The sequence below is a fragment of the Paenibacillus sp. LHD-38 genome, from assembly GCF_031157315.1.
Taxonomy (GTDB): domain Bacteria; phylum Bacillota; class Bacilli; order Paenibacillales; family Paenibacillaceae; genus Pristimantibacillus.
Window position 1 is genome coordinate 1 of sequence record NZ_JAVIFU010000065.1, and the last position, 17,074, is coordinate 17,074.

Below are 17,074 nucleotides of genomic sequence, written 5' to 3' on the forward strand. Positions count from 1 at the left end.
CGATAACCTAGTAGACTTTTTCATGAGGTCGCCTCGTTTCGGATGTTTGTAGGGGTACAAACAGTTTACCGAATAGGCGGCCTTTTTTCATCCCATTTTTTGGTTAATCAACAGGCCTGTATAAGGTGCAATGTATCCCTTTTTACAACGGTTACGAAGGAGCTGGTCCGTGCATACAAGCTGGCGAGCGATCAAGCAGGCACTGCGATCAAGCAGGCACTGCGATCAAGCAGGCACTGCGATCAAGCAGGCACTGCGATCAAGCAGCACTGCATCGCAGATGCGGCAGGCTGAAGGAGATGAGCGTTAGCGATTATCTCCTTCAGCTAAGCGCGCGGCGATATCCATGACGCCGCGAAAGATTTTGGTCGCCTGGTTCGAGCTACCAGGCGGTTGGTTTTCCACGAGCACGGCGATCGCGTAGCGAGGCTTCTTGATCGGGCCGTAGCCCGCAAACCACTGGTGGTTGCGGTCGATTCCGGCCCGTGTCGTTTCGGCGGTGCCCGATTTACCGGCAACCGCCCACCGCCCTTGGCGGATCGTCCGACCAGTCCCATGGTCGACGACCGCTGCCATGCCGCGCAGCAGCGCATGCGCCGTGGCCGGTTTAATCCGGCCTCGGCTCGCTTGCGCCCGCTGTGCGGGCAGTTTCACCATCCGCTGGCCGTTGGCATAGCGGATTTCACTAACCAGGCGCGGCTCCATTACGCGCCCCTCATTAAGCAGCGTTACTATCAGATTTGCCGCCTGAAGCGGCGTCATCCTTACATCACGCTGCCCAAGTCCGCTTTGTGCGAGCGTGCCGCCATCGACGGCTGCAAGCGTTGCTGCTTGCTCCCTCGCCTCCAGCAGCGCGTCACGCTTTCCAGCACGCCCTCCCGCTTCTACGGCGCTCCCTAACTCGTCCAGCTGTACTTTCTCTCCCGACTTCTGTCTCCGCTTCTGTGTGCCGCTGCCAGGTTCTAATCGCATGTCTTCTCCATGCCCTACAAGCGTACTAGACGCCTTAATAGGGATCGGAAACAGCTGGCCGCGCTCTTCTTCCTCCAGAAGGCGCAGCGGCTCTGAGAATGGCCCGAAAGCCTTCTCGCGATGCCAGCCCGCCTGTTGGCCTATTCCCAGTGCATCTGCCGTACGTTTCAGCTCCTCTGCGGTAAGCCGCTCAGCGACGGTGGCAAACACAATATTGCAGGATTGCGCTAAGCCTTCCTTCAGCGTCAAGTGCCCGTGTCCGCCTTCCTTCCAGCAGGACAAGCCGTATTTCCCGTATTCGCCGCTGCAATAAAACGATTCATTTTGATTGACTACCCCAGCCTCCAGTGCGGCAGCCTCTGTTACAAGCTTAAAAACCGAGCCCGGTGCTACGGCCTTCAAGGCGTGATTGGACCATTCCGTGCCATCGGAGGTATGGAATTGCCCAGGTTTCAGCTGTGGCCTTGATACCATTGCTACAATATCCGCATTGCTGGCATCAAGCACGACAACTGCCCCTTCCTTCAAGCCGTGGGCATCCACATAATCCTCAATCTCATTTTGCAGCTCCAAATCGATCGTTGTCATCGTTTTGAGCGGATAATATCGGTTATTAGGCTGCGTAATCCGCAAATCAAGACCATGCATCGGAGCATTCCGTCCATCTATAAAATAAGACACCGAGGTAGCGCCTACCCCATGCATCAGCTTGTCCAATGATTTTTCGAGTCCTGAGCCGCCAACCTGATCAGCTAGCTTTCTTTTGCCAAGGGCCAAATCTTCAGCTTGTTCAGTCTGCAGCCACTCCGGATGCTGGCTTGTAAAGCCGATTAAATGCTTCGCCTCAAAGCCAGGCAAATATCGATTGCGATAAGGCAGCACGCGTATGCCGTTCAGATGCAGCTTCTCAATCCGTACCTTTTGAGCGTCTGTTAGGCGTAACGGGCGCATTTGATGATCAACCTTCCAAAATACAGGCTCTCGCACAGCATCCCATCTTTGCTGCAGCTGCTCGACTGATACCCCTAAAATGCCGCTAAGCACAGACAAGTCCTTCTCTTGCCCCCGTACATCTCGCCGGACGGGGAATAAAGCGACAGCGGAGTAGGTTTCTCCCGTTATAGCTTTTCCGTTTCGATCGTAGAAATCCCCTCGGCCGGTATCAAGCACCAGATTGCGCTGGCGCTGCTGAACCGAGAGCCTTTGCCAGCCGCCTCGGGTGGCTTCGGAGCTAAGAACTGCTGCCGATGCGCTTCCAGGTATCAATTGCAGCCACGCTAATCGGCCGATATATACGAGCATAACGAGGCTAATCATCCATGCCGCCAGTGATAAACGTTTAATCCTTTGCTTCAACATGATGCTTAGCTCCTTTTTATCACTTTTGCCATTTCATGCTGGCGTTTAAAAAATTAATTCGGTATCCACATTATTTCCTTGTGTTGCCTCCCTTCAAACATCACCCTAACTTTCAATGAAAGGGAAATATGATCTAAATACAGAATATAGTAAATTGGTCGTGGGAACGACCCTTGAAGTACAGGCAAGAAGGGCGCTTGATAACCTTAAAGCCATTTTAGAGGCATCCGGAGCGAAGCTCTCCGACGTTGTCAAAGTAAGCGTATTTCTAGGCGAAGGTGCGGAATTCGACCCTTTCAATGAAATTTATAAAGAGTATTTTTCGCAGCCGTATCCCGAAAGAACAATTGCACCAGCCACTATGGGCTTCATGGTGCAAATCGACGCAATCGCTCATTTATCGTAATATGGCTTTCAATAAACAAAAAAAGAGCCTTCAGCAGTCGTTGCCTGAATAGCTCTTTTTCTCTATCTATAATGTTCTATGAATCATATCAAACGCTAATCAATCTTAAACTGGGAAAGAGAGTCCTTCAGCTCACGTGATACGGTATCCAGCTTCTCCGAGAGACGAACCATGCCATCACTGATGCTAAGCTGCTCGGAGCTCAGGGACGCTACTTCCTCCGATGTAGCGGAAGATTCCTCTGCTACAGCGCTCACGTTTGTCATGGCATCAGCTAATACAGCTTGTGATTGGTCCAGCTGACCGATAGCATCCGTGACGAGGTCTAGTCTTTGTACAAGCTGACCCATTTGACCCGATACCGTTAAGAAAATTTGATTGGCTTCCTTCACTGAACCGATTTGCTCTTGGAACAGCGGATACGCGTCTGACAAGACATGTACGGTCTCGTCGATCTCGCCTCTGATCTTCTCGGTAATCTGTCCGACCACATCGATGGATTGGCGGCTCTGGTCGGCAAGCTTGCGAATTTCATCTGCAACGACCATAAAGCCTTTTCCTGCGGCGCCAGCGCGAGCAGCTTCGATTGTAGCATTAAGCGAAAGGATATTCGTTTGCTTCGTAAGATTGTTCAGCACGTCCAAAATTTTAACGATTGAGCCTGTGCTTTCCTTAAGCGCATCAACCTTCTCTACCATAGAGCGTGTCATTTCCTCGGTCATCCCGGTTTTTTGAATGAGCACGCCCATATAAGTCGTTCCTTGCTCACTCGCTTTCTCTACCTCTTGCGCGGAGCGTACCATTTGCTCGTTTGCATCAATTACTTTTCTCATTTGGGCATCGATATTGCTAGTCAAATCAGTGCCTTTTTCCGCTTCTACGGCCAGGCTTGTCGCTCCGCCAGCAATTTCTTCTGTTGCAACAGCGATTTCCTTAGCGGAAATGGCCGTTTTTCTCGAAGCGTCGCTCAGCTCGGTTGCCGTATTCAGCACTTCCTCGGCAGAACGCGTCGTTTGTACAGCCAAGGCTGTAATCTGCGTCATCATAAGGTTAAAGCTTTCACTCAGCTCGCCGATCTCATCCTGACGTTTTTTCATGACAGAACGAACGGTAAGGTTCCCGCTTGCGCCTTCATTCATCAGATTCCGAAGTTTAACTAACGGCTGAGCAACGGTCATAATGACGAGAATTCCGATCGCAACCGCGATGACAGCAGCGAGCAGCACGGTAAGCCAAGTCATATTTTGAATCGCTTTGGCGTCCTTCACAAGCTCTTTAACCGGGACCGTTCCAACAAGCTTCCAGTCCATCGTTGTAAATGTTTTGTAAGCTGCGAGAATCTCGTCATTATTTATCGTTGTCATTATAACAGAGTCCTCAAGCGCCTTTTCACCTTCCGTCGGAAGAGTGATATTCGCCGTTTTGCCTACCATCCCGGGATCTGCATTCGTAATGTAGTTGCTGCTTGCGTCTACAATTGAAATTTGGCTTCCCTCGCCTAGGTTTACATCTTTATAACGCTCAGCGATGGAATCTATCGACACTTCGAGCAGCAATACATAAGAAGGCTCGCTTGATGTCGTATCCTTAATGAGACGGCTTATCCCAATCGTCTTGACGCTTGCTGAATTGGCAAGGCCCTCCGGCTGTGGCGGAATCCAATTGGTTTTACCCGCTTTTTCAACGGTTTCCATAAACCAAGCCATTTTCATTAATCTTTCTGAGGCACTGCTCGTTGCTGAACCGGCAGTGACAACCTCCAGCTTCGGATTTACCGGCAATAGCATCAATGAAACAATCGTATTATTGCCCATGACATAGGATTGCATTTTTTCGCTTAGATTACGAGATGCTTCGAACTTTCCGTAATCGTCGGAGCTATCCAGCATCTTCCTTATGATTTCATGGAAGTCTTTGTCGATTAAGATTTGTAAAGTTAAGTCCTCATATGTCTTATAAATAACATCCAAATTATTCGATACTTGCTTAATCGTTTCAAAACTAGCATCCGAAACCTTATTTTCAATAATTGATTTAGATTTTGAGTATGCCAATAGACCTACTGTCAGCACACACGCAATAATGCCGCAAAAAATGATAGTAAAAAGCTTAATGCCAACTGACTTTAATGGATTGGACAGCTTTGTTCCTTTTACGGAAACCGTTGCCGCCTTAGCCGCTTGCGAAAATGCCTTCATTCCTGATTGCGCTTTCATACTTAGCTCCGATTTTGACTCGCTAGCACCGTTCTCGCCTGATTCTTGCTTCTTTTTCTTCGACTTCTTCGCATTTTGTTCTTCTAGGTTTTTCATTGGGTAAGACACCGCCTTCAAAATTGTAAGTCTGAATTAGTTCGTATGCTTCTAGCGAATCTTGCCGAAATATGTATTTACCTTATATTATTTTATATCGACACTTTCTTGTCAATCTATTATAAGAAATCAAAAAAAAAGAGCCTTATTTTTTAAAAAAATAAGACTCTAGTCATACTTTTACAATTTTACTTTTTCGCTAGCTTCTTTCTCATCATATCCATCGGCTTAACTGGCTTTAAAGTACGGATTCGGATATGCTGCAAAGGATGCCTTGCCGCTTCGATTTCTGCGCCATCGATGTCAGTAATCTCCGTTATTGTTTGCTTGAAGAACATGCCATTCGGACCAACAAATTCGATTTCTTGGCCTTTTTTAAAATGATTGCGCTGCTGAACGGTCGCGAAACCTGATTTTGCATCGTAATCCACTACAATTCCTGCAAAATCATAAGGTGCCGCTTTTTCCTCAGGCTCATAAATATGATCCTCTGCCCCAGGCGTATCAAGAAAAAATCCTGTATTAAGCGGACGGTTCGCAGCCTTATTGATTTCCTCGACCCATTCCTGCTTCAGTTCAAAATGCTCCGGATCCGCGAAATAAGCATCTATCGCTTGACGGTATACGTTTACGACCGTCGCCACATAATGAATGCTTTTCATTCTTCCTTCGATCTTGAAGCTGTCGACGCCAACCTCAATGAGCTCAGGCAAATATTCAATCATGCACAAGTCCTTGGAGCCCATCGTGAACTTGTCTTCCTCTTCGCTATACATCGGCATATCGTCAACAAATAAATCATATTTCCACCGGCATGATTGACAACAGCCACCGCGGTTAGAGTCACGATCCGTGAAATGGTTGGACAATACGCAGCGTCCCGAGAACGATGAGCACATCGCGCCATGAATGAAAGCTTCGATCTCGATATCGACATGCTTCTTTATTTCCGCAATGTCTTTAAAGCTCGTTTCGCGCGCCAACACGACCCGCGGCAAACCTTCTTCCTTCCAAAACTGCACGGCCTGCCAATTAAGCGTGGATTGCTGCGTACTCAAATGCACCTCAAGCTTGGGAGCAACACGCTGTGCCGTTTCGATTATAGCGGGATCGGCGGCGATGATAGCCGCTATTCCAGCGTTCTCCAAGGCACGCAAATAATCCTCTAGACCGTCTATATCTTCGTTATGCGCATAAATGTTTGTCGCGACAAAAACCTTTGCCCCATATCGCTCCGCAAATTCAACGCCTTCCTTCATTTCCTCAAAGCTGAAATTATCGGCATTCGAACGCAAGCCGTATTTTTGACCGCCTATATAAACGGCGTCTGCACCGTAATGGATAGCGAATTTGAGTTTCTCCAAGTTTCCTGCCGGTGCGAGAAGCTCCGGCCTATCGAGCCGATGTCGCTTGCCTTGATAGCGCGGAGTCGTTTTCTCTATTGTCGTCAATTGTGTGCACCTCCAAAGTTTTGCGAAGCAAAACTCACTTCGTAAGCATCATCCCAAAGTTTTGCGAAGCAAAACTCACTTCGTAAGCATCATCCCAAAGTTTTGCGAAACATACTCGCTTCACTGCATTCGATTATCAGTAAACCTGCTCTTTATAAAAGAACCCGTAGCTCAGCTCGCGATTCGGATCCTGTACCCTCTGGATCGCTTCAAGCCACTCCTCATTGAAGGAGTATTCCGCTGGATCAGCCAAATACGAATCGATCGCCTGCCGATAAGAGCGAACGACAATTTCATTGTACTCGATTGATTTCATCATTCCTTCAATCTTCAAGCTGCTTATACCCGCTTCCAATAGCTCATGCAGGTTCTCGACCATGCAAATATCGTCGGAGCTCATAATATGGGTGCCATTACTATCTTCATAGATCGGATAACGCTCATCCTGCCGCTCTGCTTCCATCACGTACATGCCGCGGTTTTTATCCTTTTGCGTCAGCCGTTCCGGCTCCGATTGATGCTCCATGTAGCTCTCCACAAGCGAGCGTTTGGAATGATAAATATTGGTCATGCCATGCACTTGTACTTGCACCTCAAGGTCGGTGCCCGTTGTCGTATCGATGACCTGCTCCATGTTCAGCTCGCGTGCAAGCACATACCGGGTTGCCCCTCTTCTCCCCCAATAGTTCGCCGTCACATAGTTGGTAGATGTCATCTCTGCATTCCAGTGCAAAGCTACCCCGGGAGCATGTGCTTTAGCAGCCATGAGGACGGCAGGATCACCAAACACATATGCATCCACGCCCGCTTCGACCAGCGCTGACACATACTCATTCAATGATTCTGCTGCTTCGTTATCCATCAGGTTATTAAGAGCCGCATAAATCTTTACGCCCCTTGGTTTGGCGATCCCTACTGCCTGTTCGATCATATCCTTATTAAATTCTCCTGCTAAACGCGTACCGTAGCGTGCTTCGCCGATGACAAAAGCATCCGCACCTGCTGCAATGAGCCTTTCAAGCTCCTCTATCGATGCGGCGGTAGCTAACAATTCGGGCCTGTACGCCATGTCTTCTCCTCCTCAAAAGCTCTGAACGAACACCTTTATAGATAAAGCTGCGTCCTACCCAGCGGTCTGGTTACTTTTCTCGATATTTCTTAAATGTTCATTATAGGTTTTTGCGAATAAATGAGACTGACTGCCGTCTTTTTTGGTCACGTAAAATAAATACTCTGTTTCTTCCGGATACAAAGCAGCTTCAATCGATTTCAGGCTGGGGCTTGCAATAGGTCCTGGCGGCAAGCCTTCGACTTTATACGTGTTATATGGGCTATCGACTAACAGGTCCTTCTCGTACAAGCGTTCCTTTGGCTTATCAAGCGAATATTGGACAGTAGCATCGATTTGCAGCTTCATGCCGTCGGCAATGCGATTGTAAATGACACCTGCTACCAGAGCCCTTTCTTCATCGACCACGACTTCCCGCTCAACGAGCGATGCAATGGTTAAGAGGTCATGGAACGAGATTTTTTTCTCCTCCAGTACATCCATCCAGCCTTCTGGCAGCTCAACAAGCTTCCGATCAAGCTCCGATACCATTCGTTTGATGATGTCTTCTTCCGTGCTTTCCTTTTTCATTTCGTACGTATCCGGGAAAAGATAACCCTCTAGACGCTCATGCAGTTTATCGCTATCTGGAATGGAGCGAACGGCTTCAGCGTCACCCCATGTTTTTTGCGATGCAATCAGTCCAACAAATTTTTCTTTATCGATCAGCTTCTCCGCCGCAAGCTTATCAGCTATTTGAAGGACGGTAAAGCCTTCAGGAATGGTAAAGCGAATCGTTTCGGCTGCTACCGTATCACCCGCGTTCAATTTTGCTATTATCGCGTCATTTTCCATACCTGGGCTGAGCTCATATAAACCGGCTTGAAACTGCCCGCCTTGATCCTTAAGCTTCAAGTAATACTTAAAAATAAATGAGTTCTTGATGATCCCATGCTCTTCCAGTAGGTCAGCAACCTCATTCGCAGAAGTTCCTTTAGGTATCTCAAGTTTTTGCACTTCTCCGGCAGCGGTCGGCCGCAGGCTGTTCCAAACGTAAAAGGCTATGCTTCCGGCACCAATAATCATAATGCCCAGCAAGCTCAAAATAACCCATAATGTAATGCGGCTGCGCTTCGGACCGGATGATTGCTGGTCACGGTGCTCGAGCTGCTGTGATGGCTTGTCCAATCTTAGACCCCCTCTATATGCTTCTTAAATCTGTCTTTTGTCAATTTGCGCAGGCGAAATGGCTGAGACCATATCCTAGCGGCTCAGCTGATGCTGCATGATCCATTGTAAATCAAAGGCAGTTTCAACGCTTTGGAGTAATTGCCCCATAACATGGAACAAAAGAGCGGTTATAAACCGCTCTCTCGTTAAGTACATATACGCTTATTGCTCGTTAAGGACGTTCGTCAGTAGCAAACAACAAATCATCATAAGCCTCAGACGCTGCTTCCCACTCTTCATCATCCTCGATGTTTTCCAGCTGCGGTTCTCCGCCAACTTGAATCACCCGGAATAACTCAACGTCTTCCTCGCCGCGCATTGGGTCCGATTGAAGAGCTGCATAAATACGGTCACCCAGCTGAAATTCAGCCTTGATATCGTAAACCTCTACACTGCCGTCATCCGCTTCAAGCTCGATTTCATTGCCGAAAGCCGTTCTTAGGCTGTTTAGCTTCTTAGGAGCCTCATGCTCTGTGCCAGACATTAGTTTTCTTCCTCCATCTCGCCAAGAAGAGTATTAAATGTCTCCTCGACCATGTTCCATTCTTCTTCATCTTCGATCGTGTAAAGCTTTAGATCGTCGCCTTCTTCTTCATAACGGAAAGCGTATACTTCATCTTCCTCGTCATTTTCGCCAGTTAGCGGAACAACCATCATATATTTCTGATCGGAACCATCAACTTCAAATTTCATGATGACTTCGAATTCCTCTTCGTTGCCTTCTTCATCCGGGATATAAATAATTTCCGGCTCTTCGAATTCCAGATCTTCTTTTGTCATGTTTACCCTCACCTTTTCGCTTTAGAATCGAGATAATTTTGCAAAATAAGCGTTGCCGCCATTTTGTCTATTACGAGCTTTCGCTTCTTCCGGCTGACGTCCGCCTCAATGAGCGTACGTTCGGCAGCTACCGTTGTCAGCCTTTCATCCCAAAGGTGAACAGGTATGTTTAGTTTCTGCTTAATCTGTTCTGCGAATTCCATGCAAATTTCTCCTCGTGGACCGATGGTACCGTTCATATTTTTCGGCAGACCTACTACGATTTCACTAACCTCATGCTCTTTGACTAAATCGGCAATACGGTCAAATTCGCTTCCATCGCGTCTGCGTTCAATAACCCCGGTCCCTTGTGCGGTCCAACGAAAAGCATCGCTGACAGCAACACCTATGTTGCGGTCGCCATAATCCAATCCCATCAATCTCATGTCTTGTCCGGCTCCTGCCTCAATTGTTATTGTTTCTTATGGTTTAGGTAAAACCGGACAAGCTCTTCGATTAATTCGTCTCGTTCCTTCTTGCGAATTAAACTCCTGGCGTTGTTATGCCGCGGAATATACGCGGGATCTCCGGACAGCAAATACCCAACGATCTGGTTAATCGGATTATACTCTTTCTCGAGAAGCGCTTCATGCACCGATAGCAGAATGTCTTGAGAAGATTCAACCCCCTCCGCCTTCACGTTAAATTTCATTGTTTTGTCCATGGAACTCATCGCCAGCACCTCGCTTTCCAAACCGCTTTTCAATGAGATATACATTTATATCATATCACATTTGTTTGATTAAGAACTAGTTCTTCCGCAAGTTTCAAAGCTTCATCCAGCTTTGTTGTATCTTTTCCGCCCGCTTGCGCCATATCTGGGCGTCCGCCGCCGCTTCCTCCGCAGTGCACAGCTGCCTCTTTTACGATCTTTCCTGCATGAAAACCCTTTTTAATCAGGTCTGCAGAAACAGCGGCAGCCAGGTTAACTTTATCATCTGCGATTGCACCAAGCACGATTACGCTCGATTCCAGCTTCAGCTTCAGCTCATCGACGATCCCACGGAGCGCGTCCATGGAAGGTGCGTTGACTTTGGCGCACAGCACCGTAATTCCGTCTACGGTTTTAGCATTTTGCTCAAGAGAACCCGCCTCTATGCGGCTCAACTTCGCTTGCAGTGATTCATTGTCGCGGGAGAGCTCCTTCACTTGTCCAAACAAAGCTTCGATACGTTTCGGAACATCGTTTGTATTGGATTTCAGCAGGTTGGCCGATTGCTTAAGCAGCTCAAGCTGACCTTCCAGGTAGTTGTATGCATGTTTACCTGTAACGGCTTCGATTCTTCTTACCCCCGAGCCGATTCCGCTTTCGCTTAATAGCTTAAATAGCCCGATTTGCGAAGTATTTTTTACATGACAGCCTCCGCATAGCTCCAAGCTATAGCTTCCTACCTGAACAACACGAACCTCATCGCCGTATTTTTCGCCAAACAACGCCATCGCACCCATTGCTTTTGCTTCATTCAACGACTTGATGTCGATAGATACAGCCGTACCGAGCCAAATTTGCTCATTTACACGGCGTTCGATGGCTACGAGCTCTTCAGCCGTAATGCTGCCAAAATGCGAAAAGTCGAACCGCAGACGATCAGCTTCTACCAAGGAGCCTGCTTGATTGACATGATCGCCAAGCACCTCTTTAAGCGCTTTGTGGAGCAAATGCGTCGCCGTGTGGTTCTTAATCACATCATCGCGAACAGCTCTTGTAACCGCCGCCTCTACAGTATCGCCGGTGCGAACCGTTCCTGATGCAACCAATGCATGATGCACGCTTTGCCCATGAGGCGCTTTCGTTACATCTTCGACCTGAAGCGTAAAACCATCGCCAGTAATCGTTCCTTTATCGCCGATCTGTCCTCCGCTTTCTGCGTAGAAAGGTGTGCGGTCCAAAATGACGACGACTTTACTGCCTTCAGCCGCATTCTCAACCAGCAAATCGTTCTGAACAATTGCGATTATTTTGGATTCTGTTACCAGTTCATTATAGCCAACAAACTCGCTTTTAATCGTGAAATCGCCAAGCGGACCGCCTTGAACCTTCATGCTTCCTGTGTCTTGACGAGCTGCGCGGGCACGGTCGCGCTGCGCTTCCATCGCTGCATCAAACCCGCCGCGGTCAACCGTCATGCCATTCTCCGACGCGAAGTCTTCGGTCAAATCGAATGGAAAACCGTAGGTGTCATACAGGCGGAAGGCATCGTCGCCGTTAATTTCTTTGTTGCCGGCTTTCGTTGCCGAAGCCACGAGCTCGGATAGCATAGCAAGGCCATCGGATAAGGTTTCGTGAAAGCGTTCCTCCTCCGTGCGGATAACACGCTCGATAAACTCGCGTTTTTCCACAACCTCGGGATAGTAGACGCCCATTACTTCACCAACGACCGCAGTCAGCTCGTGCAAGAACGGACGGTCAATTCCGATTGTCTTTCCGTAACGAACGGCACGGCGGAGCAGACGGCGAATAATGTAGCCTCGGCCTTCGTTTGAAGGCATTACGCCGTCACCGACTGCGAATGCGACCGTACGAATATGATCAGCAATGACTTTAAGAGCAACGTCATGCTCCTCATTGGCTTTATACGTTACCTTCGCGATAGCGCAGGTACGGTCAATAATAGACCGGAACAAGTCCGTATCGAAGTTCGAATCCACGTCCTGCAGGATGGATGCAAAACGCTCAAGCCCTGCGCCTGTATCGATATTTTTAATCGGAAGCGGTGTATAGCTGCCGTCTTTGTTATGGTTAAATTGCGAGAATACAACGTTCCAAACTTCAAGGAAGCGCTCATTTTCTCCGCCTGGCCAGCATTCTGGGTCCGTTAGTTCGCCATACTTGTCGCCGCGGTCATAGAAAATTTCCGTACAAGGTCCGCAAGGGCCCTCGCCAATATCCCAGAAGTTTTCTTCCAGCTTATAGATGCGCTCTTCAGGCAGGCCGATCTTCTTATTCCAGAAAGCGAATGCTTCTTCGTCCTCGGGGTATACCGTTACGGATAAGCGGTCCGGATCAAAGCCGATCCATTGCGGCTCGGTTAGAAACTCCCATGCCCAGGTGATGGCTTCCTCTTTGAAATAGTCGCCGATCGAGAAGTTGCCCAGCATCTCAAAAAACGTGTGATGGCGACGCGTTTTGCCCACATTCTCGATATCGTTGGTACGAATGCATTTTTGCGAATTTGTAATCCGCGGATTTTCGGGAACGATACGTCCATCGAAATAAGCTTTTAGCGGCGCCATACCTGCATTGATCCATAAAAGTGACGGATCGTTATGAGGAACAAGCGATGCGCTTGGTTCAATTTTGTGGCCTTTGCTTTCAAAAAAAGCAAGCCATTTTGCCCGGATTTCACTAGCTTTCATTAGTATGAGCCCCCTTATCATAATAAAACACAAAAAACGCCCCTGTCATAGACAGGGACGAATAAATTCGCGGTACCACCCTGGTTATTGCTCGCTGTAAACAGCCTGCGCAATCGCCTTCATTAGACATTAACGGGTCCAACCGGTGAAGTTCATTCACACTCCGAATAGAGCTTTCGGCCACTCTTCGTTATAAAAGCTCTCTCAACCGACGCATAACGGCTGGTAAACAGCCTATACGAAGAAGCTTTCTCTCTGGCTAACGGGCATTGGCTTACTTCAATTCGTCAACGCTTTATCACCTTATATTTGACACTTGATTATTTTAAAATTATAGCTACACCCTCTCTGCCTGTCAAATAATCTTTCTCCGCACGTAATAGGCAAACATATGCTGGATGATGACCTTGCAAGCCGCAAAAATCGGAACAGCCAAAATCATACCGACGATTCCCGCAATCTCGCCACCAACCAATAAGGCAAAAATGATCGATAACGGATGCATATGAAGCGTACGACCTACAACCTGCGGGGAAATGACGTTTCCCTCGAGGATTTGGCATAGCGTATTGACCACCGCCACAAGAATGACCATTTTTAATGAAACGGTTGATGCCATCAGAAGCGCAGGCGCTGCTCCAAAGAATGGCCCTAAATAAGGAATCACGTTCGTAATAGCAACGATGCCCGCCAGAAGAAGCGCATAAGGCATACCGATAAACAAGTACCCGAAGTAAGCGAGAACGCCTACGATGACACAGACCAGGAATTGGCCGCGTATATAGCTGCCAAGCGCCGTATCAATATCCTTCAGCAATCTGACCGTGTTTTTGCGATGGGATTTAGGAACGTATGTAATAACCGTCCGCTCAAATACATCAAAATCCTTCAATATGTAGAAGGCGAGGAAAGGAATAATGAACGTGATGAACACGGTATTGACCATCGAGCCAATGTTGTTCACAAAATTAAACAGGCTTTCGGACAACTTTTTCTCCATATGCATGAGCGACTTATTTAACCCGCTGCGGATGCTTTCCGGCAAAAACGATGTATTATTTATATCCGTCACGATATCTTGCGCTCGCATAGACAGCTCCGGTACATGGTGGTTCAATTCCTGCACCTGTTCAATGAACATTGGAATCAGATTCACGAGCAGAACTGTAATCGCTGCGCAAAATACGGCGTAAATAAGCAGCACGGCAATCGTCCGCGGAACCTTCCGTTCATGCAGCATGGTAACGATAGGATTCAATACATACGATATGATCATCGCAATAATAAACGGAGCGAGTACAGCTCTGACAAAAACATATATACTCACGATCAACGGCTTAATCAGCAGCAAGAGATAAATGGCGAGCAAGCCTAAAATAAAATAAACAAGCCATACGAACAGACGGTTCTTTGTAAAGCGCTCCACCGTCCTCACCCCCGAACCTTCTTTTTCCGGCTTGCTTTACACAAGACAAGCGGAACTAGTTCAGTATATGTACAAGCGGTAGAAATCATCCGTTAACAGCAAAAAAAAGACGGCCAGTGACCGTCTTTTGGCATTCATCTTTATGGAGAAGCACGTCAGTTGACGTGTACCTGCGTTATTTCCTCTTCAAAAAACAAGTCGTCAAGCGAGCTTAACGTGCCATCTTCTTCAACTTGGTAAACCGACATTTTTTCGCCGTTAACCGTCAGTTCAATGAAGCAGCCCCAGCAGTAAAACTGGTGGGAACCGATCTTTCCGATATCTTTCGAATTACAATTCGGACATCTCATCATCTTTCATTTCTCCCTATCCTCTGAAATTGGAAGCTGCGACAGGCTCCAATTCCGCTTCACTGACAGCAGGAACAATGATCGCGTCTTCCCCGAGCAATACGCTATCCGGATCACTCGGCGCTCTCAGCCATCTGCGCCCTTCCATCAGATCCGAAACAAAACCGTCCGTAAGCTCGTAGCCTACTATTTGTGTACCCTCTTTTGGGTAAAAATAAACATCCGACACTCGACCAAGCTGAATGCCTTGAACCGTTACGACGGGCAAATCCTTTAATTTAGTTAATCCAGTGTAAAAAGAACGCAGCAATTGCTTCGACTTCATCCGAACGATCGCTGCCTCACTTGCTATAATAACGGTGTCCTCACCGCAAGAAACAACGTGGGACCACTCCACTATTTTCACACTTGAAGCAAACCATTTGGCACAATCGAGTATCAGGCCCTTTAGCTGCCAATGCTCATCGAACCAAGCATCCTTGACGGTTCCAACTAGTTTTCCGGAATGGATGACGATTACGGGAAGTCCAATAAGCCGTTGAAGTTTAATCACGCTTAATCGGAGTCCTCCTAGTAGTTATTACGAATACGCCTCACGATTGTTCCAACTTTCTGTGCGGCATCTTCTAATTCCTCCAAAGTATTCCCCAAACCGAAGCTAAATCTTACAGCGGATTGAATTTGTTCCTCGGACAATTGCATCGCCCTCAGTACATGGGACCTCTCAAGCGCCCCCGAGGTGCAGGCCGAGCCGCTGGCAGCCGCAATGCCCTCCATATCTAGATTCATCAGCATCGTTTCGGTATCGACACCGATAAAGCTGACATTAATGATATGGGGCAAATGCTTATGCTTGCTGCCATTTATAACGATAGGCACCTGAACATGCTCATGAAGCAGTTCTACCCATCTCTTACGAAGCTCGTCCATATAAAGTTGCTTTTTTTCCCGTTCGTTCACACAAATGTCAACAGCAGCGGCAAAGCCAACGATTCCTGCAATATTCTCAGTACCCGCCCGGCGCTTTCTCTCCTGGGATCCGCCGTGCTGGAGAGCTTCTAAAGGCGTACCGGCAGTTACATACAGTGCGCCCACCCCTTGCGGGCCGTTAATCTTATGTGATGAGAAGCTCATCAGATCTACCGGCAGCTCACTGAGCCGATAGTCGAACCAGCCTAAGGTTTGAACGGCATCCACATGAAAAATCACGCCGTTCTCTTTAGCGATCCGTCCGATTTCTTCAATTGGCTGAATCGTACCTACTTCGTTATTTCCGTGCATGATGCTGATTAGGCCCGTTTCTGCTGTTATTGCTGCTTGGACCTGCTCTGGCGCTGTAAGGCCATCTTGGTCAACTGACAGCACCGTCAAGGTAAAGCCTTCTTCTTTGGCAAGCCATTCACATGTATGCAAAACAGCATGATGCTCACCTGCTGAAGTAATAATATGCGTTTTCCCGCGTTTGCGCTGCGCTCTGGCAGCGCCGATCAATGCTGCGTTATCGCTTTCGGTTCCGCCTGAGGTAAACAGCAGCTCAGCCGGCTTGCAGCCGATTGCTGCCGAGATTAAATCGCGGGATCGGTTTAACCGCTGCTTAGCATCTCTTCCGAATGCATGCATGCTGGACGAATTGCCGCCAGGTCCCTGCATGACCTCAAGCATCGCTTTGGCGACGTTCGGATGCATGGGCGTAGTAGCGGCATGGTCAAAATAATGATTTTTCATAGGTCAGCTTCCTTTAGATGTAGAACATGTAGCTATCAGGTTTGCCTTCATCTTCAAAATTGATAAGGTCAGCAAGTGTCGTCGAATCGAGAACCTCCGCGATGCTGTCGCGGATTCTTAGCCATAGTTGACGTTTAGCCGGGTCGTCCTCTTCCGTAAAGTCAACAGGCGAGATAGGTCCTTCAAGAATGCGGATGATGTCGCCGGATGTGATGGTTTCCGGATCCTTCGATAAAATATAGCCGCCGTAAGCTCCACGGATACTTTTTACGAGTCCTGCATTGCGAAGTGGTGCTACTAATTGCTCCAAGTAGTGCTCGGAAAGCTGATTTCGCTCAGCAATGCTTTTGAGAGAAGTCGGGCCTTCGCCAAATTTAGCCGCAAGCTCCATCATAATGGTTAAGCCATAACGGCCCTTCGTCGATATTTTCAAAGTGGCACCTCTTTTATTTGTTTTTATAGTGGTTCATTCATGAGTCTGCTTTATTTGCTGTTAAATCTCTGTATTCCCATTTCACTTATATGTTAACATATCACGCGAGCGCCGTGTGCAAAAAGCTTGACTACTTCATGAAAAAGTTTGCATCCTATGTTACAATAATAGTTGTTTGATTCGAGC

At 47.8% G+C, this 17,074-nt stretch carries 17 protein-coding genes; 2 read left to right on the forward strand and 15 right to left on the reverse strand.

Annotated features, from left to right (window positions below; genetic code table 11):
- Positions 1 to 169: 169 nt before the first annotated feature.
- Positions 170 to 310: a hypothetical protein gene (locus RCO25_RS30870; RefSeq protein ID WP_308999916.1), complete on the forward strand. Its 141-nt coding sequence runs from the start codon at positions 170 to 172 to the stop codon at positions 308 to 310.
- Here RCO25_RS30870 and RCO25_RS30875 read toward each other — a convergent pair.
- Positions 307 to 2,331 (reverse strand): peptidoglycan D,D-transpeptidase FtsI family protein, encoded by a 2,025-nt coding sequence (locus tag RCO25_RS30875; RefSeq protein ID WP_308999917.1) that lies wholly within the window; start codon positions 2,329 to 2,331, stop codon positions 307 to 309. The genes RCO25_RS30870 and RCO25_RS30875 overlap by 4 nt on opposite strands.
- Before the next feature lie 115 nt (positions 2,332 to 2,446).
- Between RCO25_RS30875 and RCO25_RS30880 the strand changes: the two genes are divergently transcribed.
- Positions 2,447 to 2,737, forward strand: coding sequence for a RidA family protein (locus RCO25_RS30880; protein WP_308999918.1), 291 nt, complete (start codon positions 2,447 to 2,449; stop codon positions 2,735 to 2,737).
- A 95-nt stretch (positions 2,738 to 2,832) separates the two neighbouring features.
- Here RCO25_RS30880 and RCO25_RS30885 read toward each other — a convergent pair whose 3' ends face one another.
- The 14 genes from RCO25_RS30885 to cymR form a co-directional block, all read right to left on the reverse strand.
- On the reverse strand, positions 2,833 to 5,049 hold the full coding sequence (locus RCO25_RS30885) for a methyl-accepting chemotaxis protein (RefSeq protein WP_308999919.1): 2,217 nt from the start codon (positions 5,047 to 5,049) through the stop codon (positions 2,833 to 2,835).
- Positions 5,050 to 5,237: 188 nt separating this feature from the next.
- Entirely contained in the window at positions 5,238 to 6,500 is a 1,263-nt protein-coding gene (locus tag RCO25_RS30890) for a peptidase U32 family protein (protein WP_308999920.1), read from the reverse strand.
- A 136-nt stretch (positions 6,501 to 6,636) separates the two neighbouring features.
- Positions 6,637 to 7,569: a peptidase U32 family protein gene (locus tag RCO25_RS30895; RefSeq protein ID WP_308999921.1), complete on the reverse strand. Its 933-nt coding sequence runs from the start codon at positions 7,567 to 7,569 to the stop codon at positions 6,637 to 6,639.
- Positions 7,570 to 7,623: 54 nt separating this feature from the next.
- Positions 7,624 to 8,736 (reverse strand): endolytic transglycosylase MltG, encoded by a 1,113-nt coding sequence (gene mltG, locus RCO25_RS30900; protein WP_308999922.1) that lies wholly within the window; start codon positions 8,734 to 8,736, stop codon positions 7,624 to 7,626.
- Positions 8,737 to 8,950: 214 nt separating this feature from the next.
- On the reverse strand, positions 8,951 to 9,262 hold the full coding sequence (locus RCO25_RS30905; protein WP_308999923.1) for a DUF1292 domain-containing protein: 312 nt from the start codon (positions 9,260 to 9,262) through the stop codon (positions 8,951 to 8,953).
- The gene (locus RCO25_RS30910; RefSeq protein ID WP_308999924.1) at positions 9,262 to 9,558 is read right to left on the reverse strand and encodes a DUF1292 domain-containing protein; all 297 of its coding nucleotides are present in this window, start codon (positions 9,556 to 9,558) and stop codon (positions 9,262 to 9,264) included. The genes RCO25_RS30905 and RCO25_RS30910 overlap by 1 nt, the downstream gene beginning before the upstream one ends.
- A gap of 8 nt (positions 9,559 to 9,566) precedes the next feature.
- Positions 9,567 to 9,983: a Holliday junction resolvase RuvX gene (gene ruvX / locus RCO25_RS30915; protein ID WP_139990931.1), complete on the reverse strand. Its 417-nt coding sequence runs from the start codon at positions 9,981 to 9,983 to the stop codon at positions 9,567 to 9,569.
- Positions 9,984 to 10,009: 26 nt separating this feature from the next.
- Positions 10,010 to 10,270, reverse strand: coding sequence for an IreB family regulatory phosphoprotein (locus RCO25_RS30920; protein WP_054028150.1), 261 nt, complete (start codon positions 10,268 to 10,270; stop codon positions 10,010 to 10,012).
- A 50-nt stretch (positions 10,271 to 10,320) separates the two neighbouring features.
- The gene (gene alaS / locus RCO25_RS30925; RefSeq protein WP_308999925.1) at positions 10,321 to 12,954 is read right to left on the reverse strand and encodes an alanine--tRNA ligase; all 2,634 of its coding nucleotides are present in this window, start codon (positions 12,952 to 12,954) and stop codon (positions 10,321 to 10,323) included.
- A 355-nt stretch (positions 12,955 to 13,309) separates the two neighbouring features.
- Positions 13,310 to 14,380, reverse strand: a complete 1,071-nt coding sequence (locus tag RCO25_RS30930; protein WP_308999926.1) for an AI-2E family transporter — start codon at positions 14,378 to 14,380, stop codon at positions 13,310 to 13,312.
- Positions 14,381 to 14,535: 155 nt separating this feature from the next.
- Positions 14,536 to 14,733 carry a hypothetical protein gene (locus RCO25_RS30935; protein ID WP_139990934.1) on the reverse strand — a complete coding sequence of 66 codons (198 nt, stop codon included), beginning with the start codon at positions 14,731 to 14,733 and terminating at the stop codon, positions 14,536 to 14,538.
- Between the two features lie 13 nt (positions 14,734 to 14,746).
- On the reverse strand, positions 14,747 to 15,283 hold the full coding sequence (locus RCO25_RS30940) for a PRC-barrel domain-containing protein (RefSeq protein ID WP_308999927.1): 537 nt from the start codon (positions 15,281 to 15,283) through the stop codon (positions 14,747 to 14,749).
- Between the two features lie 17 nt (positions 15,284 to 15,300).
- Positions 15,301 to 16,455 carry a cysteine desulfurase family protein gene (locus tag RCO25_RS30945; protein ID WP_308999928.1) on the reverse strand — a complete coding sequence of 385 codons (1,155 nt, stop codon included), beginning with the start codon at positions 16,453 to 16,455 and terminating at the stop codon, positions 15,301 to 15,303.
- Between the two features lie 13 nt (positions 16,456 to 16,468).
- Positions 16,469 to 16,888 (reverse strand): cysteine metabolism transcriptional regulator CymR, encoded by a 420-nt coding sequence (gene cymR, locus RCO25_RS30950; protein WP_053374835.1) that lies wholly within the window; start codon positions 16,886 to 16,888, stop codon positions 16,469 to 16,471.
- Positions 16,889 to 17,074: the final 186 nt, after the last annotated feature.

Excerpts from the sequence above, each read along its gene's own strand:
- RCO25_RS30920 (WP_054028150.1), bottom strand. The coding sequence starts at position 10,270 with ATGAGTTCCATGGACAAAACAATGAAATTTAACGTGAAGGCGGAGGGG.
- RCO25_RS30875 (WP_308999917.1), bottom strand. The coding sequence starts at position 2,331 with ATGTTGAAGCAAAGGATTAAACGTTTATCACTGGCGGCATGGATGATT.
- RCO25_RS30895 (WP_308999921.1), bottom strand. The coding sequence starts at position 7,569 with ATGGCGTACAGGCCCGAATTGTTAGCTACCGCCGCATCGATAGAGGAG.
- RCO25_RS30935 (WP_139990934.1), bottom strand. The coding sequence starts at position 14,733 with ATGATGAGATGTCCGAATTGTAATTCGAAAGATATCGGAAAGATCGGT.
- alaS (WP_308999925.1), bottom strand. The coding sequence starts at position 12,954 with ATGAAAGCTAGTGAAATCCGGGCAAAATGGCTTGCTTTTTTTGAAAGC.
- RCO25_RS30910 (WP_308999924.1), bottom strand. The coding sequence starts at position 9,558 with ATGACAAAAGAAGATCTGGAATTCGAAGAGCCGGAAATTATTTATATC.
- RCO25_RS30905 (WP_308999923.1), bottom strand. The coding sequence starts at position 9,262 with ATGTCTGGCACAGAGCATGAGGCTCCTAAGAAGCTAAACAGCCTAAGA.
- ruvX (WP_139990931.1), bottom strand. The coding sequence starts at position 9,983 with ATGAGATTGATGGGATTGGATTATGGCGACCGCAACATAGGTGTTGCT.
- RCO25_RS30880 (WP_308999918.1), top strand. The coding sequence starts at position 2,447 with ATGAAAGGGAAATATGATCTAAATACAGAATATAGTAAATTGGTCGTG.
- RCO25_RS30945 (WP_308999928.1), bottom strand. The coding sequence starts at position 16,455 with ATGAAAAATCATTATTTTGACCATGCCGCTACTACGCCCATGCATCCG.
- RCO25_RS30885 (WP_308999919.1), bottom strand. The coding sequence starts at position 5,049 with ATGAAAAACCTAGAAGAACAAAATGCGAAGAAGTCGAAGAAAAAGAAG.